Here is a 26,767-nt window from a genome sequence, read left to right as displayed (position 1 = left end):
CTACTACTGCAGGACACCGTTTTGATGCGAGACTGATCTGACATGGATTCACTCACCCAGGCCGCCCTGGGCGCCTCCCTGGCCGGCGCCGTAGCCGGCAAGACTCTTGGCCGCTCGGTTTTGCTGACAGGCGCAGTTCTGGGCACCCTCCCGGATCTGGATGTCGTCATCGATTACGGCACCGCAGTGGCCAATTTCACCCAACACCGTGGATTCAGCCATTCGTTGTTCGTTCTGGCCCCTCTGGCAGTGGCCCTTGCCTGGCTGCTCTGGCGCTGGAAACCACAACTGAGTTTTCAGCGGTGGCTCGCCCTGACGGGGCTGATCCTGATTACCCATCCTTTACTGGATGCCTTTACAACCTATGGCACCCAGTTGTTCTGGCCCATCGGGCCACCCGTAGCCGTCAGCAGCATTTTTATCATCGACCCGCTATACACCCTGCCCCTGCTGGCCGGCTGCCTGTTTTTTCTCGCCCGGCCGCCCGCCAAAACAGCGATAGTTGCAGGCCTGGCAGTGTCCACCCTGTACCTGGGCTGGAGTGTTCTGGCCCAGCAAGTGATGACACAGCGAGTGCAACCCGCGCTTGCGGCCGCCGGCCTGGAAAACCCGGACCTGCTGGTTCAGCCCATGCCATTCAGCACACTGTTGTGGCGGGCAACGGCTCTGCAGGGTGATCAGCGGGTAGAAATTGTCACCGGCTTTCTGGATGGCGACACGCCGCTGAATCTTGAATACTTTCCACGCCGCCCGGAGCTGGCGAGCGAAGTCTCGGACCTGCCCGAGGCCCGGCGACTTGAATGGTTCACCCGGGGCTTCCTGGATTACGACCAGGCCGGCGACCGCATCACGGCCACCGATATCAGGCTGGGCATTCCAGGCGCGCACCCGTTTACCTTTGTTCTGGCGACCCGCAATGGCAGCGGCATCGACCCCACGGTGAGCTTTCGGACTCCACGCCCACCAGTAAGCTCCGAAGCCCTCGGGCTGCTCTGGTCCCGGATGATTGCCGAAACGCCGGTGCTCTGTCTGGCCAGTCTGAGCTCCCCGGCACCCGGACAACGCTGCTGAACACCATGCGACTGGACCAGTTTATTGCCAACAGCACCGAGCTTTCCCGAAAAGAGGCCAAGCGGGCCATCGGCCGCGGAGAAGTAACGATCAATGAGCAAATCTGCAAGGGCGCCAACACCCGGTTGGCCGGGGATGAACGGGTGGCCTTGTCAGGCACCCCTCTGAGCCTCCCGGGCGAGCGCTATCTGATGATGAACAAACCAGCAGGCGTGGTGAGCGCGACGACCGACAGCGACCATCCAACAGCGCTGGACCTGTTGCCAGCAGACATCACCCGACATCTCCATATTGCCGGGCGCCTCGATGCAGACACAACCGGCCTGCTGTTACTGACCACCGATGGCCAGTGGTCTCACCGGGTCACCTCACCGCGAACCGACTGCCCCAAGACTTACCGGGTAACCCTGAACGAACCTCTGAGCGACGCTGCGGCACAGCAACTGGAACGTGGTGTGGACCTGCATAATGATCCCAGGCCGACGCGACCGGCCCGGGTGCATTTTCTGGAAGACAGGATCATTGAGCTGACGATTTCGGAGGGGCGCTATCATCAGGTCAAGCGCATGATGGCAGCCGTTGGCAACCACGTGGAAGCCCTTCATCGTGTCCGCATTGGACAGGTCGAACTGGACGATGCGCTGATGCCCGGCGAATACCGGGAACTGACCGCCGAGGAAAGAGACAGCCTGGCGTGATACTCAGGTGCGCTCGAAACGTTGCGCCTTGAGATTCTTGCGCACTGCACCGGCCTCGAACACTTCACCATTCATCGCGATATACACACCCGGCGGCAGAAGCTGCACCGCAGCCCAGGCAAACCCGACATTGAATACCGCATCGGTTCGGCGCATACGGGCCGGCTGCATCGCGCCGGTCAATACGATGGTCTTGTCCTTCAGGCCGGACAGCACCGCCGCAGTATCGGCCATGGTGTCCGTGCCGTGGGTGATAATGATTCGGCCACAATCGCATTCAGTGGCCGCCGCCAGTACCTGCTGGCGATCATCATCGGTCATCTCCAGGCTGTCCTTGCGCAGCAGTTCCCGCAGGCGATAGCCCTCGTGGATGTTGGATTCAGACAGCAGCTCCGGCAGCAGGCTGTGCCCTACCTCGAACTCGCTGTTGGCATCGAAGTAGACCTTGTCGATGGTGCCACCGGTCGTGAATATCTGGATCATAACGGGATTCCTTTCAGTGTCAGTTCACACTGACCGTACTGTTACCAGCGGTCGCGTATGACGCGTTCTTTTCCTGTTCGTAACGCCGGGCGGCAGCGGCCACCGAGCCCCTGGCTCCGGTATCAAGCCAGCGCTTTATCCGTCCGGCATCGCCCATCGGCGAGCGGGTACCGAGGGAATCAAGCAGCACGGTCACCACCTCTTTGCCGTTCATCTTCGAAATCATCACCAAGCAGCGCCCGGCCTCGGAGAGATAGCCGGTCTTGCTGAGGGCCACCCCCCAGCTATCCCGATGCACCAGGGCATTGGTATTCCCGAACGACAGGCTGTAACGGGGCTGCCGGAATTGCCCACGGAAATAACCGGTGGTGGAGTACTCCCGGATTTCCGGGTAATCAGCCGCAGCGTTTACCAGCTTTACAAGATCCGCGGCGGTTGAAAGGTTCTCCGACGACAGCCCGGTCGGATCAACAAACCGGGTACCGGTCATTCCCAGGGCCGCGGCCTTGGCGTTCATCGCCTCGATAAAGGCATCGAACCCGCCCGGGTGGCTACGGGCAAGGGTGTAGGCGGCAAAATTTTCGGAGGACATCAGTGCAATGCGCAGGACATCTTTACGCCGCATCTCCGAGTCGATGCGAATCCGACTGTAGGCGTTGGCGGCGGCGGGCGTATGCCGCTCATGAAAAGTCAGCCACTCATCCAGCGGCTCGCCGGATTCCAGCACGACCAGCGCGGTCATGACCTTGGTGACAGAGGCAATGGGTACGGACCGGTCGGCATTCTTGCCGAAAATCAGCTCGTTATCACCAGCCACGGCAACCGCGGCATTCACCGATGCCAGGTTTGGACCATCCTGTTTCGACGATGCTGACGAACTGGCCGATGCCTCCTGTTGGTGAGCCTGGGACATCCCGGGCTGCAGCGCCAGCAAAAACACCCACCAGATGGCCATACTGCGGATACCCATGCTTCAAAGCCCCTTCACTTGTTAACTGTACGGGCAATCACTGCCCCGCCAGCGGCGGATTATAGCAGTGATTGCCCGGAGTCATCGGATCATGGCAGATCGGTAATGGCCCCGTTGGATGCAGAACCCACGGTGCGAGCGTATTTTGCCAGAACGCCGCGAGTGAACCGTGGCTTGGGCGCCTGCCAGGCCTGCCGACGACGTTCCAGTTCCTGATCCGAGACATCCAGCTCAATTTGATTACTGACGGCATCAATGGTAATGGTGTCGCCATCCTCGACCAGCGCAATCGGGCCGCCCTCGGCCGCCTCCGGTGTGATATGGCCAACCACGAAACCGTGGCTGCCCCCTGAGAACCGGCCATCGGTAATCAACGCGACATCGCTGCCCAGGCCCTTGCCCATAATCGCGGAGGTGGGGCTCAGCATCTCCCGCATGCCCGGTCCGCCTTTGGGGCCTTCATAGCGAATGACCAGCACATCGCCGGCCACCACCGTGCCGTCGAGAATCCGCTCCTGGGCTTCTTCTTCCGAATGAAATACCCGGGCACGGCCGGTAAAGTGAGTACCCTCCTTACCGGTAATCTTCGCCACCGCACCCGTTGGTGCGAGATTGCCGAACAGGATCCGCAGATGGCTGTCAGCCTTGATCGGGTTGTCGAAGGCGTGAATGATGTCCTGCCCTTCCGGATAGGGGGCAACATCAGCCAGGTTCTCCGCCAGCGTCTGACCGGTTACGGTAAGACAGTCACCGTGCAGCAGCCCGCGGTCCAGCAACATTTTCATCAGTGGCTGGATACCGCCGATGGCCACCAGCTCCGACATCATGTAGTGGCCGCTCGGGCGCAGATCCGCCAGCACCGGCACCCGCTTGCCAATCTCGACAAAGTCTTCCAGCTCCAGATCGACACCAACGGTGCTGGCCATGGCCAGCAGGTGCAGTACCGCATTGGTGGAACCGCCCAGGGCGATAACGACCGTAATGGCGTTTTCGAAGGCTTTCCGGGTCATGATGTCGCTGGGCTTGATGTCTTTCTCCAGCAGGTTCAGCACCGCAGCCCCGGCACCTCGACAATCCTCCGCCTTGGTCTCCGACACAGCGTTCTGGGCGGAGCTGCCCGGCAGGCTCATGCCCATGGCCTCGATGGCCGACGCCATCGTATTGGCGGTATACATGCCACCACAGGACCCTGGCCCCGGAATCGCGGTTTCCTCTATCTGCTTCACCTCAATCAGATCCAGATCACCACGGGCGTGGGCACCCACGGCTTCAAACACGGAAATAATATCGGTGTGGTTCTCGCCAGGCATGATGGTACCGCCATACACGAACACAGATGGCCGGTTCAGGCGCGCCAGGCCCATCATGCAACCGGGCATGTTCTTGTCGCAGCCACCGATCGCCACCAGGCCATCGAACCCTTCACAACCGGCCACGGTCTCGATGGAATCGGCGATCACCTCCCGGGACACCAGGGAATACTTCATGCCCTCGGTACCGTTGGCAATGCCGTCCGATATGGTAATGGTATTGAAAATCAGCGACTTGCCGCCGGCCTCATCGGCTCCGGCAGCCGACTCCTCGGCCAGTTGGTTGATGTGCATGTTGCAAGGCGTGAGATTACTCCATGTGGACGCAATGCCGATCTGCGGCTTTTTGAAATCCTCATCGGTAAACCCGACGGCCCGAAGCATGGCACGGCTGGCGGATTTGCCAATGCCATCAACAACGGGGGCCGAATATTTCCGGCGCTTGTCCTGATTCTTGTCTTGCGTCATGGGAGTCTCCTTATCAGGTGGCTTATTCGAACAGACTCTCAGAAACCATGGCTTTCGGCAACGGGCAGGCGAGCAAGCCTGCACGCGGGCGGGTGGAACGCTTGGCTTGGGGCAGTCTGCAGAAAGATGCAGTTTCGACTGACCTGCATCAATGGCAGTTCACAGCGGTGGTTTTAAAATTCGCGGACACACTGACGCCATGGAGGCATCTCATGCCATTTCCCATTCAAACAGCAGCGGTGAATCACGCCGCTTCAGACTGCCCGGATTTCCGGCACTGGTGCGATGGTTATGGCGTCATCCAGCACAGTGAAGCCACGCAACATCAGGTCAGCCTACTGGCAGAGCACCTGGTTGCTGCCGGCCACCAGCCCGATGCTGCCACGGTCTATCGTAAGCTCGCCGACCTGGACAGACTGACCAGTGCCGGTCTCTGGCTGGTAGTTCACATGACCTACGCCCGCCGGGTTGATGTCTCCGGCCAGCCGCTGGCGCCTCAGGACTTCAAGACCAATCCGGAAGGCCACACCGGCGGGGCACTGAACATGGTGCCGGCCTATGCCGGCTATCTGGCTCTGAACAATCTGACCGGACGCACACGGAGCTGGCTGATGGGCCAGGGGCACTGCGTGGCAGCCGTGGACGCCCTGAACGTCCTCACCGGAAACCTTCATCCGGAACAGGCGGAACGTTATCGAGGGCCGGACGGGCTCTCAACTCTGGTTTCCGATTTCTACAGCTACCGCCAGAAGCCGGACGGTACCATGGCCGCGCCCCTTGGCAGCCACGTCAATCCGCACACCGCCGGTGGTATTCTCGAAGGGGGCTACCTCGGGTTTGCCGAGCTGCAATACGCCCATATGCCCCTGCCGGGTGAGTCTCTGGTGGCCTTTCTGTCTGATGGGGCCGCCGAGGAGCAGCGCGGCAGCGACTGGATCCCCCGCTGGTGGCGCGCCGAGGACTGCGGCGCAGTGATGCCGGTTATGATTGCCAATGGACGGCGCATTGAACAGCGAACCGAGCTGGGCACCCGCGAGGGTCTCGAACGTTTTGAAGCGCATCTCGAACACAGGGGCTTTGTGCCCTTCCGTTTTGATGGCCGCGATCCTGCCGCCTTTGTCTGTGCTCTATATGAAATGGAGCAGGCACTCGCCACCAATGGCGAGGCGGCGCTACGGGGAGAGAGCGGCTATCCCGTTCGGGTACCCTATGGCATTGCGGAGACCACCAAGGGGTATGGTTTTTATGGCGCCAGCAGCAATGCAGCCCACAACCTGCCACTGCCCGGAAACCCGCGAATGGATGCCCGGGCCAGGGAGCTGTTTAACGAGCATGCCGCCAGATTGTGGGTGGCTCCGGATCAGCTTCAAAACGCTATCACTCATCTTAACCAGCACGCCGGGCAATCTCGCCCACTTGAGCGTGATCATGCTCTCGCGACCCGCAATCCACCGGACCCGATAATCCCCCGGCTTCCGGCCTGTCGGGAATGCACCTCGCCGATGAAGGCTGTGGGTGATTTTTTCCGTGCGCTGGTGGCCCAGAACCCGGACCTCAGGGCCAGAGTGGGCAATCCGGACGAGCTGGCAAGCAATCGTCTTGGCGGAGTGCTGGATGATCTGAAGCACCGGGTGAACGATCCCGAGAACGATCAGGAGTCGGTGCACGGCAAGATCATCACGGCACTGAACGAAGAATCTGTGGTATCGGCTTGTCTGGCCAATAAGGCGGGGCTGAATCTGGTCGCCAGCTATGAGGCCTTCTGCGTGAAAATGCTTGGCGCCATCCGCCAGGAGCTGATTTTTGCCCGGCACCAGAAAGAAATCGGGCGTTCTGCCCGCTGGCTCGGCTTGCCGGTTATTGCCACCTCACACACCTGGGAAAATGGCAAGAACGAGCAGTCCCATCAGGACACCACCTTCTGCGAAAGTATGCTCGCGGAGATGAACGACGTCTCCCGGGTGCTGTTTCCGGCAGACTACAACAGCACCCTGGCAACATTGCCATCGGTATTCCGTGAAAGGGGCACGATCAGTTGCATGGTGATCCCGAAACGGGAACGCCCCTGCGTCTTCGACACCCGGGAAGCGGAACTGCTGGCGAGGCACGGGGCCCTGGTGGTGGATGAAGATACCTCGTCCGGTGAACCATTGCTGCTCATCGCCAATGGCGCCTACCAGTTATCCGAGTCAATCAGAGCCTGCGAACGCCTGAGGGAGACCGGCACCCCCTTTCGCCTGGTCTATATCCAGGAACCCGGCAGATTCCGCCAACCGAGGGACACCATGGAAGCCCAGGTATGCCTGTCCGAATTCGAGCGGGAGCGCCTGTTCCCCCACCGCATTCGCCGACGGGTTGCTCTCACGCACATGCGCCCGGAGGTCTTCCGGGGCCATCTCCATCCGCTGTTCCCGGAACCGTCGCAGGCCCGGGTTCTTGGTTACATCAACCGCGGCGGGACATTGAATGAGGCCGGCATGCTGTTTGCCAACGGCTGTTCCTGGGGCCATGCCCTGGCTGCCTGCGCCAGCGTGATGGACAAGCCCCCGGGCGAATGGCTGTCCAGTGCGGAGCTGGCAGCGGTAGAAGGCCGGGGGGACCCGGCGGTGATTACCCGGGGCCTGCCCTGAGCCAACGCCTTCTGACAACCGTTTCGATTTCGAGGATCACCAGAACCACCACACCGGAAACCGCTGCAAACCCGAGCATTTCAACGCTCAGCGCCTGCGTGCCAAAGGTATCGTTGAACCAGGGCGTATAGGTAAACAGCAGTTGCAATGCAATAACCGCGGCGACTGCCAACAGGACGATCGGCGTACCCAACACCCCGCGCAGGGTAATTGACGCTGAATCCAGGTACCGCACCGCAAACAAGTAAAACATTTCCATTGCCACAAGCGTGTTAACCGCAAGGGTCCGGGCAGTGCTCTCATCACCATGATGATGCATGGCCCAGTACCAGGCAGCAAAAATGCCACCAAGGAACAGAAGTGAAACGAAGACCACACGCCAGACCACGAATCCCCGAAGCAGGGACTCATTCCGCCCCCTTGGCGGATGCTTCATAACATCGGGTTCCGCGGGCTCAAACGCCAGTGTCATGGCCAGAACCACAGAGCTGACCATGTTGACCCAGAGAATCTGCAGTGCCGAAATGGGCAGGGTCAGCCCAAGCAACAGGGCGGTAACGAGACTGATAGACTCCCCACCGTTAATGGGCAGCATAAAGGCAATGCCTTTTTTAAGATTAGTGTAAACAGTTCGCCCCTCGCGCACGGCTGCCGCAATACTGGCGAAATTGTCGTCCAGCAACACCACCGAAGACGCTTCCCTCGCAGCCTCCGAGCCCTTCACCCCCATGGCAATACCCACATCCGCCCGCTTGAGGGCCGGTGCGTCATTGACCCCGTCCCCGGTCATGGCGACAACTCCATGCAGGGCCTGCAGCGCAGTGACCAGCCTCAATTTATGTTCGGGACTGGTCCGGGCAAAGACATCCACTTCACCAACAAGATCCCGAAGCTGATCATCATCCAGCTGGTCCAATTCCTTACCAGTCAGAACCCGCCCGGTATTTTTCAGGCCCAGCTTGCGGGCAATAGCGCCTGCCGTGATCCCGTGATCACCGGTAATCATCTTCACCCGGATTCCGGCTTCGTGGCACTCGGCAATAGCCCGAATGGCTTCCTGCCTTGGCGGATCCAGCAAACCAACCAGACCAAGCAGTTCTGCACCCTGTTCAAGATCTTCAATGGCCAGTTCGCCACTGCCACGTTCTGCGGGCTTCCGGGCAAGGGCCAGCACTCTGAGACCATCGGATGCCATTTCGGTGATAACCCGCTCCCAGAAATCCCGGCGCAGTTCGCTGGTTTCCCCGGATTCGGCAACCTCGCTGTTACACATATCCAGGATCCGCTCCGGCGCGCCTTTCAGGTAGATCACGCTGTGGCCGTGGTGGTCATGATTCAGCGTGGCCATGAAGCGATTCTCGGTATCGAAAGGAATCTCATCTTTCCGGGGCCAGTCGGCGGCGCTGCCATCAACATCAAACCCGGCTTTGCGGGCAAACACGGAGAGCGCGGCCTCCATTGGATCGCCGGCGATTCGGATTCTGCCTGAGTCATGGTGAACATGGGCGTCGTTACAAAGGGCGGCGGCCCGGGCAAGTTCGTCCAGCAGAGTGGAGTCCGACGGGTGACCATTTTCGGCGTTTACCGCACCATCAAGATCGTAGCCTTCGCCAGTCACCTCGAGTTGAACCCCGGATAACACCGCCCGAGTGACCATCATTTCGTTCCGGGTGAGCGTTCCGGTTTTATCCGAACAGATTACCGACACCGCGCCCAGGGTTTCGATAACCGGCATTCGGCGAACCACGGCCTGCCGGCGTGCCATCTGGCGCACACCGATGGCCAGGGTAATGGTGAGAATTGCTGGTAAGCCCTCGGGTATCGCGGCAACGGTGAGGCCAACCACTGCCATAAACAGTTCCCGGAATGGCAGACCGCTGAATGCAGCTCCGCCAACAAAAATCGCAATGCCGGCGGCAATCACGATGATGGAAAGGATTCGGGCGAACCTGTCCATTTGCTCCAATAAGGGGGTTTTCAGAGTTGTGGTCTGAGCGAGGAGTCCGGAAATGCGACCGATCTCAGTGCGCGCGCCGGTTCGAACCACAACGCCACGGCCGGTCCCGGTCGCAACCATGGTGCCGGAGAAGGCCATCCCGGACTGGTCCCCCAACGGAGCATCTGGAGCCACCGACCCTGTTGATTTATCAACAGCCTCGGACTCACCCGTGAGAATGGCCTCATCGATTTTCAGGTTGTGGGACTTTTCCAGACGCAGATCGGCGGGCACCCGGTCTCCGGGCTCCAACAGTACCGTATCGCCCGGAACCAGATTGGCAGCATCTATCTGATGCTGGCCATCAGAACGCATGACCCGTGCTTTGGGCGCAAGCATGTGGCGAATGGCCGACAGGGCCTGCTCGGCCTTGCCCTCCTGAACGAAGCCCACCAGCGTCTGGATAACAACAACAGCGAGAATGACGCCAGCATCCACCCAGTGGCCCAGGCTCGCCGTGATTACGGCGGCCCCTGCCAGTACGTAAATCAGGAAATTCTTGAGTTGCCGTCCCAGTCTCGCCCAAGGCCCCTTTGCACGAGCCTCCGGCAAAGCATTTGGGCCATGGCGGGCCAGGCGCTGGCGAACCTCATCCTCAGACAGGGGCTCCTTTGCTTTGAGCTCCTGCCTTGCTTCCGCGGACTGAAGCACATGCCACTCCGGCTCCCGCTGCTCGCACTCGCCGTTTTTCAAGACCACCGATTCCGACATCCCCTGAGAGCTCCCTGCCATTGCAACACCCCATTAAACCCCGGAAAGCACCCGGGGTGGTTTGCGCTGCATCAAAGACAGAATAGTCAGGGGACCGGTCGGACTTCTTATCCTATGCTTGTGTCCTGCACCGTACGATTTCCGGGACCGGGCAATACCCGCCGGGAAGCGGTGCGGCTCGCGTCGATCTGATAATCCTTTGACTTGATGGTGTCCACGAAATACCAGTCGGCCCGGGCTTCTTCGGGCGTAAAGGTCACCAGCATGTAGCCACGCTGATTCACGTTCAGGTAATCCAGGTCATCCACCAGCAGACCAATGGCCTGTTCCGCGCCCTGAATCATGTCATCCGGAATGCCCAGATACTCCTCCAGGCCGGGTGATGTAACCGACGCTGTAGCGAACTCCACGCCAATCTGGTCGCCCTGGATGTCTTTCAGGTTGTTGGCCCAGGCGTTATGGGTATCCCCCGCCAGTACAACCAGGTTCTTGTTCAGCGCCTTGGCCGTTCCCAGAACCACTTCCCGTTCATATTGGTAGCCATCCCAGGCGTCCAGATTGTAGGGGGCAACTGTATTGATGCGAGCCAATTCCTCTGGAGTCAGGGACGGATCCCCCTGGAGCTCCCGGCCTTTGAGCTGGGCCAGTTCCGCCAGTTTTTCCGGCAGACCGTCAAACTGCTCAGTAGCAATGGCCACCAGCAGCTCCGCGGGCAGATTCATTCGGCCCATGAGCACCTGTTGCCCCAACACCTGCCATGTGGCGGTGGAGTAGTTCAGGGAAGACTGCAGCCAGAGCAGTTGCTCCGCACCCAGCAGGGTACGGTTCTCACTGCCAACATCCGCAGTAAAGCGGGCGGCATCAAGGCCTTCTCCCGTGAAGTAGTCCATGTAGTCCAGTTGCTGGTCGCGACCGATAATGCGGGTGTCGAGCATGTGCAGATCCACCAGGTCGCCGAACCGGAAGGTCCGGAAAATGGCCTCGTCGCTGCCCTCGAACACAGGACGGATCGGCATCCATTCAAAATAGGCCTTGAGGGCATTGAGCTTACGCTGGGTGAAATCGCCCTCGCCCTCGTTGTGGTTTTCAGCTCCCTCTTCCCAGGCGTCGTTCGCCACTTCGTGGTCGTCCCACACCACAATGAACGGCACTCTCGCATGCAGGGACTGAAGATCCGGGTCTGCCCGATACGCAGCGTAACGTTTGCGATAGTCCACCAGTTCAATCAGCTCAAGATTGTTGTCCTCAGAAAAGGTCCTCCCCAGGGCCTGGGCATCCTGTGCCGCATAACTGCTGCTGTCGGAGCTGTATTCGTAGATGTAGTCGCCCAGATGGACCACGGCATCCAGGTCATTCTGTTTACTGATTTCCCCGTAGACGTTGAAATAACCGGCCGGATAATTCGCGCAGGAGACCACGGCCAGGCGCACTGAGTCGATACTGCCTTCCGGTAAGGTCCGGGTTACGCCCACCGGTGACTGCCGATCGGTCGTCTGAAAGCGGTAATAGTAGCTCTGCCCCGGTGCCAGGCCGCGGACGTCCACCTTGACGGTGAAGTCATGGGCCTCAGTGGCCTCTGCCGTGCCGGAGTGCACAAGGTTCTCGAAACCCTCATCCGTCGATACCTCCCAGGCGACACCGACAGGTGCCGAACCGGTCGCCGGTGCAGCCCTGGTCCAGAGCATGACACCATCGGCAAGCGGGTCGCCGCTGGCCACTCCATGGGTAAAGCTGATTGTTCGCTTGTCGGAGCTGTCCAGTACACAGCCTGCGAGGCCGGTCGAAATCACCACGGCGCCCATACCCATGGCTGATGCCTTCAGAAAATCCCGTCGTGTCAGTCGTTTCATTGTTATATCTTCCCCTGCATTCGTCCCTTGTAGTCTCGACGTTCTGCACCTTTCGCCGTTTCTACTCCAAATGAAGAAGCTAATCGGGCTTGGTTAAGAACGCATTGCCAATTTGCGACAGGGGGATGGCAAATCACGACAAGTCTTTTGCAAGAACCAGAAACCATAAAAAAAGGGAGCCAGTGGCTCCCCTTTTGCGGTCCGTTTAAACCCGGTCTATCCGCTGATAAATACCGGACCAACTCCGAAGTTCCAGAGAATGACGGAACCCACGCGAGTGGATACCAGGATCACCAGGGCGACGGTCAGCAACGCTCCGGCGTACATTACCGCCCGCTCCTTTTCGATGCCCATGACAATCGGCAGCCCGTCATACATGAGATAGGCGCCATAGCAGGCGGCGGCCAGGAAGACGATGGCGTTGAACCAGGGCACTGGATACAGCAGGGCAAATCCTGCGAGGAACAGAGGAGTGCAGGAGTAGGCTGCCAGGGCAATACCGTTCGAGGGTACGTGTTCTTCCTTGGCGCCGTAGGTTCTTGCCATCCAGTTGATGGCGTAACCCAGCGCAAAAACGCCGACCAGCATTGCCAGATAGGTCAACACGCTGAGCTGCATTGCACTGATCTCGGTTAACTTGATCAGCCGCTCATTGCCGACCGTCCAGCCGAAATAGGCAGTCGATATGTAGGCACAAATGGGAGCTATCGCCGCCAGAATCAGAACATAGGCAACATAGACCCGGCGCGGAGTTTCATGTTCTTTTCGTATGGAAGCCCACTCTTCATCAGGATGGGTAAAGAGACCGAACGCATGTGACAGGAGCATGGATGACCCCCTCTCTCTTCTATTGTTGGTATTTATACGTACGGAACGCGGTAACCGGCAGATCAGACGCTGTTCCTTAATCTTAACTATAGTCAAGAACAGCGATTGCGAAAGCAAAATGACGCAGGATGATCGGGCAAGTTTTTTTTCAGCCTTGGCTGGAGGCGGCGGCCGGCGATTGCCGGCCGCGCGGAGTCAGGAATTGCGCGGATCGGTCTCGGCAACCCAGGGGTAATCCCGGTGGCTGTCGCGGAAGGATAACAGGCTCTCCACACCGGAAAAGTCCACAAGGTCCCTGAAATCCAGCCAGTCTACCAGGCAATAAAGACAGATGGCCGGGTAATTCCATTCCTCGAACTGGCCCTCTTCCGCCATTGCCGACAGCGTGCGCAAGGTTGTCATGATGCGTTCACATTGAAGGTTGTAGAACATCAGGTCGGCGCCGGTATCGATTCCGGACTTCTCCGAGAGCAGCAACGTGACCGCGGAGTCATTGGCGCCATCGATCATGGTCAGCTGGTTTTCCTGATCCCAGGTCAGCGGATCGCGGCCCTGTTTGGCACTGACGTAACGGGCGATAATCCGGGAATCATAGATTTCCTTGCCACCGTCTTCGAGTACCGGAATTTTCAGGGTCGGATTGTTTCGCCGCAGCTCGTCCCGGCCTTCACCATAGATATTGAGATTGAGGAATTCATAGGGCTCTTCGTCCAGCAGGATACGAATACGCCGAACGTAAGGTGAAGTAGTGGATCCGATCAGTTTCATGGTTTCTCCGGGGATTTCACACTCAGGATCCCAACAGGGATTCAGGGTTGGTGTATGGGTGCCCGGTCGCTTCTGCCACTTCCCTGTAGGTCACCTTGCCCGCGGCCACGTTCAGCCCGGCCCTGAGGTGTTGATCTTCCTTCATCGCCCGATCCGGACCCTTGTTGGCCAGGGCCGCCACAAAAGGCAAAGTGACGTTATTCAACGCCAGAGTCGACGTGCGCGCAACGGCACCCGGCATATTCGCCACGCAGTAATGTACCACACCATCAACAATATACGTGGGATCGTCGTGCGTCGTGGCCCGGGAGGTTTCGGCACAGCCACCCTGATCAATGGCAACGTCCACGATAACGCTTCCCTCCGGCATCCGGCGGATCATATCGCGGGTGATCAGCTTTGGCGCAGAGGCCCCTGGAATGAGCACACTGCCGATGACAAGATCGGATTCCGTCACCGCCTGATCCAGAGTCTGGGCCGTTGAAAACAGGGTTGTGATGCGGTTGCCGTAGAGATGGTCCAGGTTTCTGAGTACGTCCATGTTGCGGTCCAGAACCGTGACCTGGGCACCCAACCCGACCGCCATCGCAATCGCATTCTGGCCGACAACTCCGCCACCAACGACCGCTACCCGCGCCGGACTGACACCGGGTACGCCGCCCAAAAGCACGCCGCGACCGCCCATGGCTTTCTCCAGGCAATGGGCACCGGCCTGGATCGACATGCGCCCGGCGACTTCCGACATAGGCGCCAGCAGGGGCAAATGCCCTCCATGGTCGGTCACTGTCTCATAGGCAATGCAAGTAGCGCCGGACTTCACCAGGTCGTCCGTCTGCGCTTTGTCCGGGGCCAGATGCAGATAGGTGAAAAGCGTGTGTTCCGGCTTCAGCATGGCCCGCTCTTCGGCCTGGGGCTCCTTGACCTTGACGATCAACTCTGCGGTATCGAAAACCTCCCCGGCCGTCTCAAGAATTCGCGCTCCGGCCTGCCGATAATCCTCGTCAGAAAAACCGATGGCGAGGCCAGCTCCGGTTTCCACAAACACCTCATGATTGTGGCCGCACAGCTCATGAACGGCAGCGGGTGTCATGCCTACACGGTATTCGCGGTTCTTGATTTCCCTGGGTACACCGATCCTCATACACAACCTCCAGATCATTCGGGATTTGCGGGTGTCTGACTGTAGTGTAGTCAAAAGGTCCTATACTGGATTGGCAACTGATTGCATCGGTTTACCGGTTCCGGGCGTAGATTTCCGGATAAAAAGACAATCCGACCCAAAAGGAGCAGGACAGATCATGAAAACTCTGAAAACAGCGGCGACCGCCGCAGCCCTGTCACTAACTCTGGCAAGCACGCAGGTACTGGCAGAAATGCAAACCAAGACCGTTGAATACAAGGTCGGTGAAACCACCTTCACCGGTTACATGGCCTGGGATAATGAGTTCGAAGAGAAGCGCCCGGGTGTTCTGGTGGTGCATGAGTGGTGGGGCCACAATGAATTCGCCCGGGATCAGGCAGAGCGGCTCGCCGCCGCCGGCTATACCGCGTTTGCCCTGGATATGTATGGCTCTGGCAAGCAGGCGGACCACCCTGATACCGCCCAGAAGTTCATGCAGGAAGCGACCAAGGACATGGATCAGGTGAAGGCGCGCTTCATGAAGGCGATGGAGATCCTGCAAAACCATGAAAGCGTTGATGCGTCCCGCATCGCTGCACAAGGCTACTGTTTCGGCGGCGCGGTGGTCCTGAATATGGCACGTATGGGCGTGGATCTGGACGGCGTCGTCAGCTACCACGGTGCGCTTGGCAGCCCCATAACCGCCGAAGCCGGAACAGTGAAGGCCAGGGTTCAGGTTTACACCGGTGGTGCCGACAAGATGGTTCCCTCGGACCAGGTCGCCGGCCTGGTGAAGGAGATGCAGGATGCAGAAGTCGATCTCACCCTGGTGAGCTTTCCCGGCGTGCTGCACTCATTCACCAATCCTGGCGCTGACAAGGTCGCCGAGGAGTTCGGCATGCCGATAGGTTATGACGAAGAGGCCGCCACCCGTTCCTGGGAGGGAACCATGCGTTTCTACGAGGCTATTTTCGCCCGGTAACACCGTGCGCTGAACACCGGAACCCGGCCGGACGGCCGGGTTCTTCTGCTTCAGAGGGACGACGCAATACTGTTGCGAACGTCTGTCATCAGATCATCCAGCGGCAAAGCCCCGGACGCCATCGGGGGATGAATGACGATTTCAATGTCACCGCTGCTGAAGGCAGCACTTCCCTTGGGCAATCGCTGGTGGGACCCACAGATGGTGACAGGAAGAATCGGAAGCTCGCCATCCTGTGCAATGACGAAACCACCCTTCTTGAAGGGTAGTAATTTGCCATCCCACGAACGGGTTCCTTCCGGGAAAATCAGAATGCCGGTGCCGTCCGGGAGCTGGCCGACACCCCGCTTGATGCTCTCCAGTGCATCACTGCCTTTCGAGCGATCGATAAACAAATTCCGCGAGGCTTCCAGTGCCAATCCGAACAGGGGCACCTTGCGCAACTCTTTCTTGATCACCCATCGATATTGCAGACCAAGGGCGAGCACCAGCGCCGGGGGATCAAGATAGGAGGCATGGTTGCTCAGAATGACATATCGCTGACCGGGCTCGATGTTTTCCCTGCCACGAACCTTGAGGCGGATACCGCAGACTTTCAGGATAATCCATGCATAAATCTGGGTGCCGTGGAACGCTGCATCCCCTCGCTTGCCCAAAAGGGCTGCAATAACAATCGGGAAGAACAGAATCAGGGTGAGCAGTATGGCCCAGAACAGGATCCAGGCGGCCTTGAGCGGTCGGAGCATGTAATGATTCCTGGAGATCTCGACTTCCGGTTAAACGAGCAGCAGGTCGGTAAAGATTACACAATGATGGGAAAATAACAAAAGCGTGCCACCTTGCCAGGCGTTTTTCAGCCATTAAAAAAGGCAGCCGAAGCTGCCTTTTTGGCGGTTATTGCCGAATCCATCAGGGATTACAGGGCAACAACGTTCTCCGCCTGAGGACCTTTCTGGCCCTGGGTAACGGTGAACTCAACCTGCTGGCCTTCTGCCAGAGTTTTGAAACCGCTGCCCTGAATAGCGCTGTAGTGAACAAAAACGTCCGGGCCGCCTTCACGAGTGATAAAGCCAAAGCCTTTTGCTTCGTTGAAGAACTTAACAGTACCGGTAGTAGTAGACATACTTAAACTTCCTGAAATCAATCATATTATCTGCCGCCTCGCACCTTCATGGTGTCAGGTCAGCGTTTTGCGGAAATACAGAACTCGCGGAATCAAAAACAGGACGGTCACTACTAACTGCGGAGGTACGTCTTATTCATGAAATGCTTTACTGAATCTTTCCTACGCCCTTCACTCTACTCCTGAATCCGAAGCTTGCCAAGGGTATTTTCGAGAATTTGTGTAGGTAGTGGTACCCATCATCCCTTCACCAGGCCAAAGGTGTAAATTCCCAGTGCAGTCATGAGGATGGAGCCGACAACGTGGGCCAGAATACCGGTGATGGCCATGGCCCATTTGCCGTCCTGGATTGCAGCAAACATCTCGAGTGAAAACGTCGAAAAGGTGGTCAGCGCACCGCACAATCCGGTTATGGCAAAGAGCCGCCACTCCGGTGCCAGCGTGGTGCCATGGCTGAAGTAACCGATCAGCAGCCCGATCAGCCAACCACCACTTAGGTTGGCAACCAGCGTTCCGTAAGGAACGGCATGGTAGGTCGTGTTCAACCACAACCCCAGAGCCCAACGAAGGTTGGCGCCGATAACGGCGCCAACACTCACAGCAACGAACGACAACCACATGTCAGGGCTGTCTCCTGTCAGGCAGGGTTGTGATCAATCACTGTCTCCTTGTTGCGCGCAAACTCATCAAACGGGAAGTCATCGACCGTCAGCATCTCAAGTACAACGGTCTCATACTGGCGCATGAAATCGGCCTCTTCCTTGGTATAGATACCAGCCTTCAGGGCCGCCTCAAACCGCTCTTCCGGATGCAAGGCGGTCATCGGCAATTCACCTTTGGCGTAGGCCTTGGTCGCTTTCCGGTATAGCTGTTCTGCCTTGTCATAGTCCTTGAGCAGACCGTTGTAGCGAGCCACCGGATTCTCCACGGTGCCCTCGCCATTGGTATGCCAGATGCTGGCAATCAGCTTATTGCGGATAGGCGTGTCTGTGGATATTGCACGAGCCAGTTTGCGCGCAAGGTCGTCCTGCGGACTGCCCCAGCGACGGCCAAGCGGCATCGTGACGCCCCGCAGAACCAGCGCCACGGCGCGATTCGGCAGGTTCTGGAGGAACTCATCCAGGGCGTTTTCAGTGCGATGCAGCAGCATGCCCAGGCTGTACTCCATTACTTCCTTCTCACCCTCTACCGGCTGGGTCTCGTGCCAGTTCTTGAGGACCATGGAAGCCAGGTACAGGTTGGACAGCATATCCCCCAGCCGTGCAGAGATAAGCTCCCGCATTTTCAGTTCGCTGCCAAGCGTGGTCATCGCGGCATCCGAGCACAGACCAAAGGCTGCGCTGAAGCGGGCCACGGCCTGCGCGTACTTGCGACTGGCACTGTCAAACGGCACATCTGCCCGTCCAAGACCAAGAGCCTGGGTGAAGGCGCGGGCGGCATTGCCGAAAATCAGCCCGGCGTGGCCGAAGAACGCATCGTCAAACGCGTTGATATCATCGTTGTCCTTGGCCGCCAGCTCCTTGAGCACATACGGATGGCAGCGAATGGCGCCCTGGCCGAAGATCATCAGGCTGCGGGTCATGATGTTGGCACCCTCAACAGTGATCGAGACAGCGGCACCGCTGTAGCCTATGCCCAGGTAGTTACGCGGGCCAAGCGTGACGGTCTTGCCACCGTGAACGTCCATGGCATCGGTCAATACACCGCGCTGGAACTCGGTAAGGTGGTATTTAAGGATGGCAGACGGCACTGCCGGCTTCTCACCTTTATCAATCATATTGGCAGTGTGGTTTACAGCTGCCTGAGAGATATAGGTCTTGGCGGCGATTCGGGCCAGAGGCTCCTGCACACCCTCCATATCAGCAACCGGCGTATTGAACTGACGGCGGATACGGGTGAAACCACCAGCGGTGCCAACGGCCGACGCAGCCGCACCGGCCGCACCGGACGGCAGGGTGATGCAGCGACCCACCGACAGGCACTCAACCAGCATACGCCAGCCCTGACCGGCCATATCCACGCCACCGATGATGTAGTCCAGCGGAATGAAGACATCTTTACCCTTGATCGGGCCATTCAGGAACGGGCTGCCAATCGGGCAATGACGACGGCCGATCTCCATGCCTTTGGTGTCCCTGGGGATCAGTGCGCAGGTAATACCATAGTCTTCGGTTTCGCCCAGGAGCCCGTCCGGATCGAACATGCGGAAGGCAAGGCCAACAACCGTGGCGATGGGCGCCAGGGTGATCCAGCGCTTCTCGAAATTCAGCCGGATACCGACAACTTCCTTGCCATCGACTTTCTGTTTGCAAACGATACCGGTGTCCGGAAGCGACGTCGCATCTGAACCAGCCCTTGGGCCCGTCAGACCAAAGCAAGGAATTTCACGACCGTCTGCAAGCCTTGGCAGGTAATGGTTTTTCTGCTCCTCGGTGCCGTACTTGACGAGCAGCTCGCCAGGACCAAGGGAATTGGGTACGCCCACAGACACCATGAGCGTCTCGTTGGATGCCAGTTTTTGCAGAACTGCAGACTGCGCCTTGGCAGAGAATTCGAGGCCACCGTATTCCTTGGGAATGATCATCCCGAAGAAACCTTCCTTCTTGAGGAAGTCCCACAGCTCTTTGGGCAGATCAGCCCGCTCGACCGCCACGTCCCAGGTGTTACACATGGAAATTGCCTGGACACACTGATTGTCGACGAAGGCCTGTTCTTCCTCGCTCAGGCCGGTATTGCGGTTGATCAGCAGGTTGTGCCAGTCAGGCCGACCAGTGAACAGTTCACCGTCCCAGCCGACCGTACCGGCTTCGAGAGCCACTTTCTCAGTCTCGGAAACCTTCGGTGCGACCTTCTTGAACATCGCGAAAATGCGGGGTGTCAGCCAGCTTTGGCGAAACCCGGGGAGGCCGGCAGCAGCTGTTAGGGCGGCACCAATAAACAAAACCAGGGCCAGCAAACCAGAGGCAAAAATCAGCGACAGCAGGCCGGTAACGGCCATTACGCCAATCGCGGACGTTGCACCAGACTCGCGCCGCATCACAATCAGCAGGCCAGCCAGTGCCACTACAAACAGTATGAAAGTCATCATAGGTTCTCTCTATCATCCATGGTTCGGGAATGTCGAAGACTATAAACCGTTACGTTTACGGTACCGCATCAGATGAGGGCTGACCAGCAAATGCCGCACAGTCAGCCAGTTACGGAGATCACACCTGGCATTATGCGGTCACGATCACACGAATGCCTTCCAATGCCAGACTGGCGTGCCCTATCGCCTCTTTTGCCGCTTCAAACTGATCGCGGAAAAAGTCGATTTCCTCCTCACGAATCGCCGGATTCACCTTTTGCAATGCTTCCAGCCGACGGATTTCCGGTCCGAAACTGGCCTCCAACTGCTCAAGCGCCTGAGACTTCAGGGGCTCCAGATGAGGCTCCGACAACCGCTCCACGTGGTCCACCATGGTTTCCACCTGGGGCCGGATCTGCGGAACGATGGCCTGGGCCGTGCGCCGCCGGATATTCGAGCACATCTCGTTGAGCCGGTCGTGAGGCAACGCGCCCGAAAGCTCCTTGCCATTTACATCCACCAGCAGCCGAAGTGGCGAGACCGGCAGGTAGCGGGTCAGTTGGAGCGCTTCCGGTGCCGGGCAGTGCACAGTAAACAGGGCCTCCATCAACAGCGTTCCGGGCGGCAGCGCCTTTACGGAAAGACTGGCGAGGGCGGCCTTGCCAAGGCCGGAACTGGTCACCGAGTCCATCACCCCCGTGACCATCGGGTGCTCCCAGCTCATGAAAGCCAGGTCTTCCCGCTCCAAGGCATTCTGTCGGTCCCAGGTCACGGTAATCCCGTCTTCCGGTAATTCGGCGACATGGCCGGCCTGATATTGCTCGCCGGGTCGCAGAATGTCGGAGTGATCGGCATGGTCTTCGACATCCACGCCGAGGATGTCAAAAGCCTCCATCATGTAATCCCGAACCCGGGCCTCGGATTCTTCGTCTTCGATGGCGGCGATCAGATCCTCTGCCACCTCAGGGCGACAGGAATTCAGCTCGATCAAGGCATCACGGCCAGCCTGCAAGAGCGTTTTCAGGCGCGTTGCTTCGTCCGCGGAGGCCTCGACCAGCCCATCAGCCACATCAAGGTCGCCATCAATAGCCTGCTGCCACTGGGCCTGCAACGCTTCCTGAACGGCAACGCCCACCGCGCAGCTCTCGGCAAAGGCGTTCAGGCCCTCGTGGAACCAGCGGAACTGCACCTCCTGACTGGTGCCACTGAGGTAGGGCACGTGAATATCAATCGCTTCTGTCTGACCGATCCGGTCCAGCCGCCCGATGCGCTGCTCGAGCAAGTCCGGGTTTGCAGGCAGATCGAAGAGCACGAGATGATGGGCAAACTGGAAATTGCGGCCTTCGCTGCCGATTTCAGAGCAGATCAGCGCCTGGGCACCCTGCTCCGTGTCGCCGAAATAGGCGGCGGCGCGATCACGCTCGATCAGGCTCAGGTGTTCATGGAAGGCAGCACTGCGGATACCCGCCCGCAGTTGGAGATAATGCTCCAGGGCCATGGCAGTCTGGGCACTGGCACAGATCACCACCACTTTGGCAGGGCGCAGGCCGATCAGCTTTTTCTCAAGCCATTCAACCCGGGGATCGTCCGCCAGCCACTGCTCCTCGGGCACCAGTTGCTCCGGGGTCAATCCCTGAATACCTGAGGCCTGCCCTTCGTACATGGCCGGACAAGGCAACGGTTCAGGATCGGGTCGACGCTCGGGAAATCCCTGGATGGCCGCCCGGGTGTTCCGGAACAGCACGCGACCGGTACCATGCCGGTCCAGCAGGGCATCGATCACCGATTGCCTCGGATTGTCACCGGCAAACAGCTGGTCCAGCTCTTCACCCAACCATTCCCGCAGCAGCTTCTGATCGCCCTCGCTGATATCGGAGCTTTCGTCCTGAAGCCGCCGGACAACACTGTTGATGGCTTCATACTGCTGCTCTTCTCTGCGGAAGGTTTCCAGATCATGGAAACGGGCCGGGTCGAGAAGCCGCAGGCGGGCAAAGTGACTGGCGATACCCACCTGCTCGGGCGTTGCTGTCAGCAAGAGCAGGCCGCGGCTGACCGCCGACAGTTCCTCAACAATCCGGTATTCCGGGCTAACCTCTTCAGGGCTCCACGCAAGATGATGGGCCTCATCAACAATCATCAGGTCCCAGTGAGCCTTGAGGGCATCGTCCTGCGCCTTCTGGCTTTTCTTCAGGAAGTCGAGACTGCAGAGCACCAGCTGTTCGCTCTCGAACGGATTCACCGCATCTTCATCGCCAAAAATATGGTTAACCAGCGCATCCACGTCGCTTTCCTGCTCTTTCAGAGCGTCGTAGCGACCCTGATCCACTATGGAAAATCGCAGATTAAAGCGGCGGAGCATTTCCACCAGCCATTGATGGGTGAGGGAATCCGGTACCACGATCAAGGCACGCTTTGCCCGGCCAGTGTGCAGCTGATAGTGGAGGATCAGCCCCGCCTCGATGGTTTTGCCAAGACCGACCTCATCTGCCAGAAGAACCCGTGGCGCATGGCGCCGGGCAACTTCATGGGCAATGTATATCTGGTGTGGCAGATGCTGCGTGCGGGCGCCGATCAACCCCTGGGCTGACGATGCCCGCAGGCGGTTCATGTGCTGAAGCGTGGCAAACCTCAGGCGAAAGGCGCCGTTGCGATCGAACTGGCCCGCAAACAGCCGCTGGTGCGGCGCAGAAAAATTCACGGATCCGGCGAGTTTCACCTCGGATATTTCGTGCAGATCGGTGCCGTCGTCCCCGTGATACAGGAGCACCCCGCCCCGGTCCTCAACTGCGCGGACGGTGTACCGTTCGCCATCGAAGGTCTCAATCTCTTCCCCCAACTGATAGATGATGCGGGACAGCGGGGCGTTATCAATCGCGTAGGTGCGCTCCTCATCGGCGGCAGGAAACCCCAGGGTCACCCGGCGCCCGGAGATATCCGTGACGATCCCGAGCCCCAGGCCGGTATCACTGTGGCTGACCCAACGCTGACCAATAACAAATTCCGATGTATCCAAGAAACCTCCAGACCAATTAAGTTCTTGTGGCGCCGTTCTCACGCACCCAGTAAGCCGTCGCCCCACATACCGCCGCCGGCACCACAAACAGATTCAGCACCGGCACCATGGCAGCCAGCGCCACCGGCAGGCCAAAGCCGAAGGCAGACAGGCGTGTGTCGCCGAGCAACCGTCGCAGGGCAGGGAAACTCACCTTGTGGTTGTCTGCCGGGTAGTCCACGTATTGCAGCGCCATCATCCAGCTGTTGAACAGGAACCAGAGAACAGCAGCCACCAGATTAACAACCGGTATAAGACCGATGATCAGCAAACCGATAGCCCGCGGCAGGTAATACAGGATCTTCTGAACCTCGCGCCAGAGTGCGCGGGGAATATCCTTGATGATCGATGCCCAACTGTCATCGGTATTCACCTCCTGGCCGGTCAGGTGCTTTTCTGTCAGTTCGGCAAGATAGCCATAGAAAGGGGAACCAATCAGATTGGCAACGATCACAAAGCCGTAGGCGAGCATCAGTACGATGACCGCCCCGTACAGAATCCAGAACAGCCAATCCAGTGCCTGAAGCCACGCCCAGTCCGGCAACCACGACATCGCGGTGGCAATCAGGCCTGCAAACAGCTCTCCCATGAAGAAGAACAGCAATCCGAAGAGCAGAATATTGATAACCAGTGGAATGATGACGAACAGCCGAAGACCGGGCTGACGAATCAGGCGGAAACCCTCACCCAGGTAGCCCAGTCCACGAAAAAAATTACCCTTGAGCATAGCTGGCAGGACCTCCGCTTCAATGACAATGACGGGGCGCAAAGCATATCATGTTGGCAACATTCCCACAGCCCGAGAACGCTCAGTGACTTCCCCGATGGATACATTGAAACAACAACTGACCAGCCTGCTGCAATTCCGCCCCCTCTGGCAGGCAGCCTTTGTGGTTTCCGTTCTGGCCATCGGGTTTCTGGCGACAACCGACAGCCCTCATGCCATACCTTCATCGTCGAACGACAAGGTGAACCATCTGATCGCCTTCCTCGAGCTCACCATCCTCACCCGGCTGGCCTGGCCGGAGCTCCGGCCCATCTGGTTTGCGCCGGCCCTGCTGGGCTTTGGCCTTGGCATTGAGCTTATCCAGGCAACCCTGCCCTATCGGGAATTTTCCCTGGCCGATCTGGCTGCGGACGGCGCCGGCATTGCCATCGGACTTCTTCCCTGGCCCGGCATCCGAAACACCGGAAAACCGGATTTGCGAAATTCGCCAGAATCGCTGTGAGATATCTCTTACAAAGGCGTGAGATCTTGCAGTGACGTTGTGTACGCGGCAGTGCCAGAAACTCTTCAGGGAAAAGCTAACTCACTGATAAATTTGTTTTATTGTAGACACCCACGCTGACATCTCCTGCGATGCGTGCACAGTTCACACGTTTGTCAGAATCCAGTTGGTATATTGTTGTTGTCAAGGATGACAGGGAAATGGACGACGCACTGGATGCACCCCGGCAAGGACCGCGGGGAGAGGTAGGGACACAAGGACGCCTCGCTTAAGGGATAACTATTCGGATAGCCGGCTCGGATGCCGGCACCACGGAGTGGCTCAAGGATCTCGCAACACGGCTGTTGCCAAATGCGCAAGGATGCGCCGACCTGTTCCGAGAAAGGGTAACCGTTTGGTTGCCCTTTATTTTTTTATACCTTCTTTTTTCTCACCTCTGATCCATCACTGGTTGTTCTCGGCCAGGTAGATACGAACCCTATTGAACTCCTCGAATTCGTTAAGATCCGGCCAGGTCCGGGCCTCAAGCGTTGTCTGCTTGCGGTAGGCATCGTCACCCAACACTTTCATCCGCGAATCCGCCAGCAGCACCCGAGGAGCCGCCTCGCGTAAAACGCCGAGCAACGGCCGGTTTTCCGGATCATAGAGCACATCCGCGGCGGTCACGACATCTATTTCGTCCGGTCGGGCTGCCCAGTCAGGGCAAAGGCCAACGGAAACACCATTGAGAGCCGCATTTGCATTGGCCGCGTCCAGCGCAGCCGGATCAATGTCACAGGCGATGGCTTCCTTCGCTCCGGCCATTGCCGCCGCGACAGCCACGATTCCGGATCCCGAGCCGAAATCCAGGACGCGCTTGCCCTCAACCCAATGGGGATTGTCCAGAATCCAGTTGGCGAGCACCTGGCCGCTGGCCCAGCAGAACGACCAGTAGGCGGGTTCGGCAACGACCGCCTGGGCCTCTTCGTGCGATAACGGCCCCTCAAGCACCCTCGGGTCAAAGAGGTACAGGGCAATGCGCTCACAACCGGCAGGACGGGAAACGGCCACCCGGCCTCGGGAGAGGGTTTTGCGCAGGTGCTGATTCAGACTGTCCACTGACATGGGGTACCCAACCTCAATTTTCCGGAAGGCGTCATTGTACCCGTGACCAGTCCGGGAAACAGGCGGCGACAAGCAGAAAAACCCCATTTCCGCTATACTGCCGCCTCCATCTGACAACTGGTTTACCGCTGAAATGGCAAGCAGACCCGACACCGACGACTACCTTTCCCTGTTCCTGAATGATGTGCCGCTGATGGACGTCCGGGCACCGGTAGAGTTCAGCCGTGGCAGCTTTCCGAATACCGAAAACGCGCCCCTGATGAACGATGAGGAGCGCCATCGGGTCGGCATCTGTTACAAGGAGAAAGGTCAGGACAAGGCGATTGAACTGGGGCACCAGCTGGTGTCCGGTGACATCAAGGCCCAGCGCATTGAAGCCTGGAAACGTTTTGTCGCCCGCCACCCGAACGGCTACCTGTTCTGTTTTCGGGGTGGCCTGCGCTCCCGGCTCACCCAGCAGTGGATCCGGGAGGCCGGAATTGACTACCCGCTGGTCAAAGGCGGCTACAAGGCATTGCGCCGATTCCTGATCGACAGTCTGGAAGCGCAGATCGAATCCGGCGAGTTCCGGATTCTCAGCGGGCGCACCGGCACCGGCAAGACCCGGGTACTGAAACAGCTCCCCAATCCGGTGGATCTTGAAGGCCTGGCCAATCACCGGGGTTCCAGCTTCGGGCGTCAGGTAACACCGCAGCCTTCACAAATCGATTTCGAGAACCGGCTGGCGGTAGCCATGCTCAAAGCCCGCCACCTGAACAGTGGTCCGGTCTATCTGGAAGATGAAAGCCGCCTTGTTGGCCGTTGCGCCCTGCCCGAATCCCTCAAGGAGCGGATGGCCAGGTCGCCGTTGCTGATCCTCGAGCAACCGATGGAAGAGCGTATTGGCATCATCCGCGAGGATTATGTTGAGGGAATGTACTCGGATTACGTGGACCGCGACGGGGCCGAAGCAGGCTGGCTGAATTTCCGGGACTATCTGCTGAGCGCCATTGACCGCATCCGCAAGCGCCTGGGCGGGGAGCGACACCAGCAGCTGCGCGGCCTGATGGACCAGGCACTCCTGCAGCAGGAAGCCACCGGAGAGACAGCGGCCCACAACGCCTGGATCCAGTCACTGCTCCAGGATTATTACGACCCAATGTACGACTACCAACTGGGCAAGAAAGAAGGCCGGATTCTTGTTCGTGGAGGCCCCAAGACCATTCTCGACTGGGCCAACAAAAGCTCGGTTGCGTAAGGCCCTGACTGAATATTACGCCTGCAGTACACACTCACGACATTTGTCTGCTATATAAAGAAGTAGACGA

General features: G+C 58.6%; 21 protein-coding genes. 6 read left to right on the top strand and 15 right to left on the bottom strand.

Annotated elements, in window-relative coordinates; all coding sequences use genetic code 11:
• The first annotated feature begins 42 nt into the window (after nt 1–42).
• Both MDHKLMBL_RS10885 and rsuA read left to right on the top strand, forming a co-directional pair.
• Nucleotides 43–1,071: a metal-dependent hydrolase gene (locus tag MDHKLMBL_RS10885; RefSeq protein WP_104270798.1), complete on the top strand. Its 1,029-nt coding sequence runs from the start codon at nt 43–45 to the stop codon at nt 1,069–1,071.
• 5 nt (nt 1,072–1,076) lie between these two features.
• On the top strand, nt 1,077–1,769 hold the full coding sequence (gene rsuA, locus MDHKLMBL_RS10880; RefSeq protein WP_104270797.1) for a 16S rRNA pseudouridine(516) synthase RsuA: 693 nt from the start codon (nt 1,077–1,079) through the stop codon (nt 1,767–1,769).
• A 3-nt stretch (nt 1,770–1,772) separates the two neighbouring features.
• Here rsuA and MDHKLMBL_RS10875 read toward each other — a convergent pair whose 3' ends face one another.
• From MDHKLMBL_RS10875 to ilvD, 3 genes are all read right to left on the bottom strand, one after another.
• Entirely contained in the window at nt 1,773–2,252 is a 480-nt protein-coding gene (locus tag MDHKLMBL_RS10875; protein ID WP_014578542.1) for an asparaginase domain-containing protein, read from the bottom strand.
• Between the two features lie 19 nt (nt 2,253–2,271).
• Nucleotides 2,272–3,222, bottom strand: a complete 951-nt coding sequence (gene pbpG / locus MDHKLMBL_RS10870; protein WP_227507835.1) for a D-alanyl-D-alanine endopeptidase — start codon at nt 3,220–3,222, stop codon at nt 2,272–2,274.
• Between the two features lie 89 nt (nt 3,223–3,311).
• Nucleotides 3,312–5,000, bottom strand: a complete 1,689-nt coding sequence (gene ilvD / locus MDHKLMBL_RS10865) for a dihydroxy-acid dehydratase (protein ID WP_104270796.1) — start codon at nt 4,998–5,000, stop codon at nt 3,312–3,314.
• Nucleotides 5,001–5,212: 212 nt separating this feature from the next.
• Here ilvD and MDHKLMBL_RS10860 point away from each other — a divergent pair, with 212 nt between their 5' ends.
• Nucleotides 5,213–7,630: a phosphoketolase family protein gene (locus MDHKLMBL_RS10860; RefSeq protein ID WP_104270889.1), complete on the top strand. Its 2,418-nt coding sequence runs from the start codon at nt 5,213–5,215 to the stop codon at nt 7,628–7,630.
• Here the strand turns inward: MDHKLMBL_RS10860 and MDHKLMBL_RS10855 are convergent.
• The 5 genes from MDHKLMBL_RS10855 to ald all read right to left on the bottom strand — a co-directional run bounded on the left by MDHKLMBL_RS10855 (nt 7,611) and on the right by ald (nt 14,924).
• Nucleotides 7,611–10,337 carry a cation-translocating P-type ATPase gene (locus tag MDHKLMBL_RS10855; protein WP_104270795.1) on the bottom strand — a complete coding sequence of 909 codons (2,727 nt, stop codon included), beginning with the start codon at nt 10,335–10,337 and terminating at the stop codon, nt 7,611–7,613. The genes MDHKLMBL_RS10860 and MDHKLMBL_RS10855 overlap by 20 nt on opposite strands.
• 107 nt (nt 10,338–10,444) lie before the next feature.
• Nucleotides 10,445–12,187, bottom strand: a complete 1,743-nt coding sequence (locus MDHKLMBL_RS10850; protein ID WP_104270794.1) for an alkaline phosphatase D family protein — start codon at nt 12,185–12,187, stop codon at nt 10,445–10,447.
• A 216-nt stretch (nt 12,188–12,403) separates the two neighbouring features.
• Nucleotides 12,404–13,015, bottom strand: a complete 612-nt coding sequence (locus tag MDHKLMBL_RS10845) for a Yip1 family protein (RefSeq protein WP_008173563.1) — start codon at nt 13,013–13,015, stop codon at nt 12,404–12,406.
• Between the two features lie 195 nt (nt 13,016–13,210).
• Nucleotides 13,211–13,783, bottom strand: coding sequence for a glutathione S-transferase family protein (locus tag MDHKLMBL_RS10840; RefSeq protein WP_053113197.1), 573 nt, complete (start codon nt 13,781–13,783; stop codon nt 13,211–13,213).
• A 22-nt stretch (nt 13,784–13,805) separates the two neighbouring features.
• Entirely contained in the window at nt 13,806–14,924 is a 1,119-nt protein-coding gene (gene ald, locus MDHKLMBL_RS10835; protein ID WP_053113198.1) for an alanine dehydrogenase, read from the bottom strand.
• 157 nt (nt 14,925–15,081) lie between these two features.
• Between ald and MDHKLMBL_RS10830 the strand changes: the two genes are divergently transcribed.
• On the top strand, nt 15,082–15,885 hold the full coding sequence (locus MDHKLMBL_RS10830; RefSeq protein WP_053113199.1) for a dienelactone hydrolase family protein: 804 nt from the start codon (nt 15,082–15,084) through the stop codon (nt 15,883–15,885).
• A gap of 50 nt (nt 15,886–15,935) precedes the next feature.
• Here the strand turns inward: MDHKLMBL_RS10830 and MDHKLMBL_RS10825 are convergent, their stop codons facing one another.
• From MDHKLMBL_RS10825 to cysZ, 6 genes are all read right to left on the bottom strand, one after another.
• Nucleotides 15,936–16,631, bottom strand: a complete 696-nt coding sequence (locus tag MDHKLMBL_RS10825; RefSeq protein WP_053113200.1) for a lysophospholipid acyltransferase family protein — start codon at nt 16,629–16,631, stop codon at nt 15,936–15,938.
• A gap of 170 nt (nt 16,632–16,801) precedes the next feature.
• Nucleotides 16,802–17,008: a cold-shock protein gene (locus tag MDHKLMBL_RS10820; RefSeq protein ID WP_008172950.1), complete on the bottom strand. Its 207-nt coding sequence runs from the start codon at nt 17,006–17,008 to the stop codon at nt 16,802–16,804.
• A gap of 239 nt (nt 17,009–17,247) precedes the next feature.
• Nucleotides 17,248–17,628 (bottom strand): fluoride efflux transporter CrcB, encoded by a 381-nt coding sequence (gene crcB / locus MDHKLMBL_RS10815; RefSeq protein WP_008172952.1) that lies wholly within the window; start codon nt 17,626–17,628, stop codon nt 17,248–17,250.
• Nucleotides 17,629–17,645: 17 nt separating this feature from the next.
• The gene (locus MDHKLMBL_RS10810; RefSeq protein ID WP_053113201.1) at nt 17,646–20,096 is read right to left on the bottom strand and encodes an acyl-CoA dehydrogenase; all 2,451 of its coding nucleotides are present in this window, start codon (nt 20,094–20,096) and stop codon (nt 17,646–17,648) included.
• A gap of 130 nt (nt 20,097–20,226) precedes the next feature.
• A complete protein-coding gene (rapA, locus tag MDHKLMBL_RS10805; RefSeq protein WP_104270793.1) occupies nt 20,227–23,088 on the bottom strand; it encodes an RNA polymerase-associated protein RapA in 2,862 nt (953 codons plus the stop codon).
• Nucleotides 23,089–23,104: 16 nt separating this feature from the next.
• The gene (gene cysZ / locus MDHKLMBL_RS10800) at nt 23,105–23,854 is read right to left on the bottom strand and encodes a sulfate transporter CysZ (RefSeq protein ID WP_008172957.1); all 750 of its coding nucleotides are present in this window, start codon (nt 23,852–23,854) and stop codon (nt 23,105–23,107) included.
• Between the two features lie 97 nt (nt 23,855–23,951).
• Here cysZ and MDHKLMBL_RS10795 point away from each other — a divergent pair, with 97 nt between their 5' ends.
• Complete coding sequence (locus MDHKLMBL_RS10795; protein WP_014578558.1) at nt 23,952–24,356, top strand: VanZ family protein; 405 nt, start codon at nt 23,952–23,954, stop codon at nt 24,354–24,356.
• 444 nt (nt 24,357–24,800) lie between these two features.
• Here MDHKLMBL_RS10795 and MDHKLMBL_RS10790 read toward each other — a convergent pair whose 3' ends face one another.
• On the bottom strand, nt 24,801–25,460 hold the full coding sequence (locus tag MDHKLMBL_RS10790; protein ID WP_041645686.1) for a class I SAM-dependent methyltransferase: 660 nt from the start codon (nt 25,458–25,460) through the stop codon (nt 24,801–24,803).
• 133 nt (nt 25,461–25,593) lie between these two features.
• Between MDHKLMBL_RS10790 and mnmH the strand changes: the two genes are divergently transcribed.
• Entirely contained in the window at nt 25,594–26,697 is a 1,104-nt protein-coding gene (gene mnmH / locus MDHKLMBL_RS10785) for a tRNA 2-selenouridine(34) synthase MnmH (RefSeq protein WP_092030556.1), read from the top strand.
• Nucleotides 26,698–26,767 lie beyond the last annotated feature (70 nt).

Origin of the sequence: Marinobacter flavimaris (assembly GCF_002933295.1) — a bacterium.
In the GTDB taxonomy this organism is placed as follows: Bacteria; Pseudomonadota; Gammaproteobacteria; order Pseudomonadales; family Oleiphilaceae; genus Marinobacter; species Marinobacter flavimaris.
This window is presented reverse-complemented; position numbering and strand designations above follow the sequence as displayed.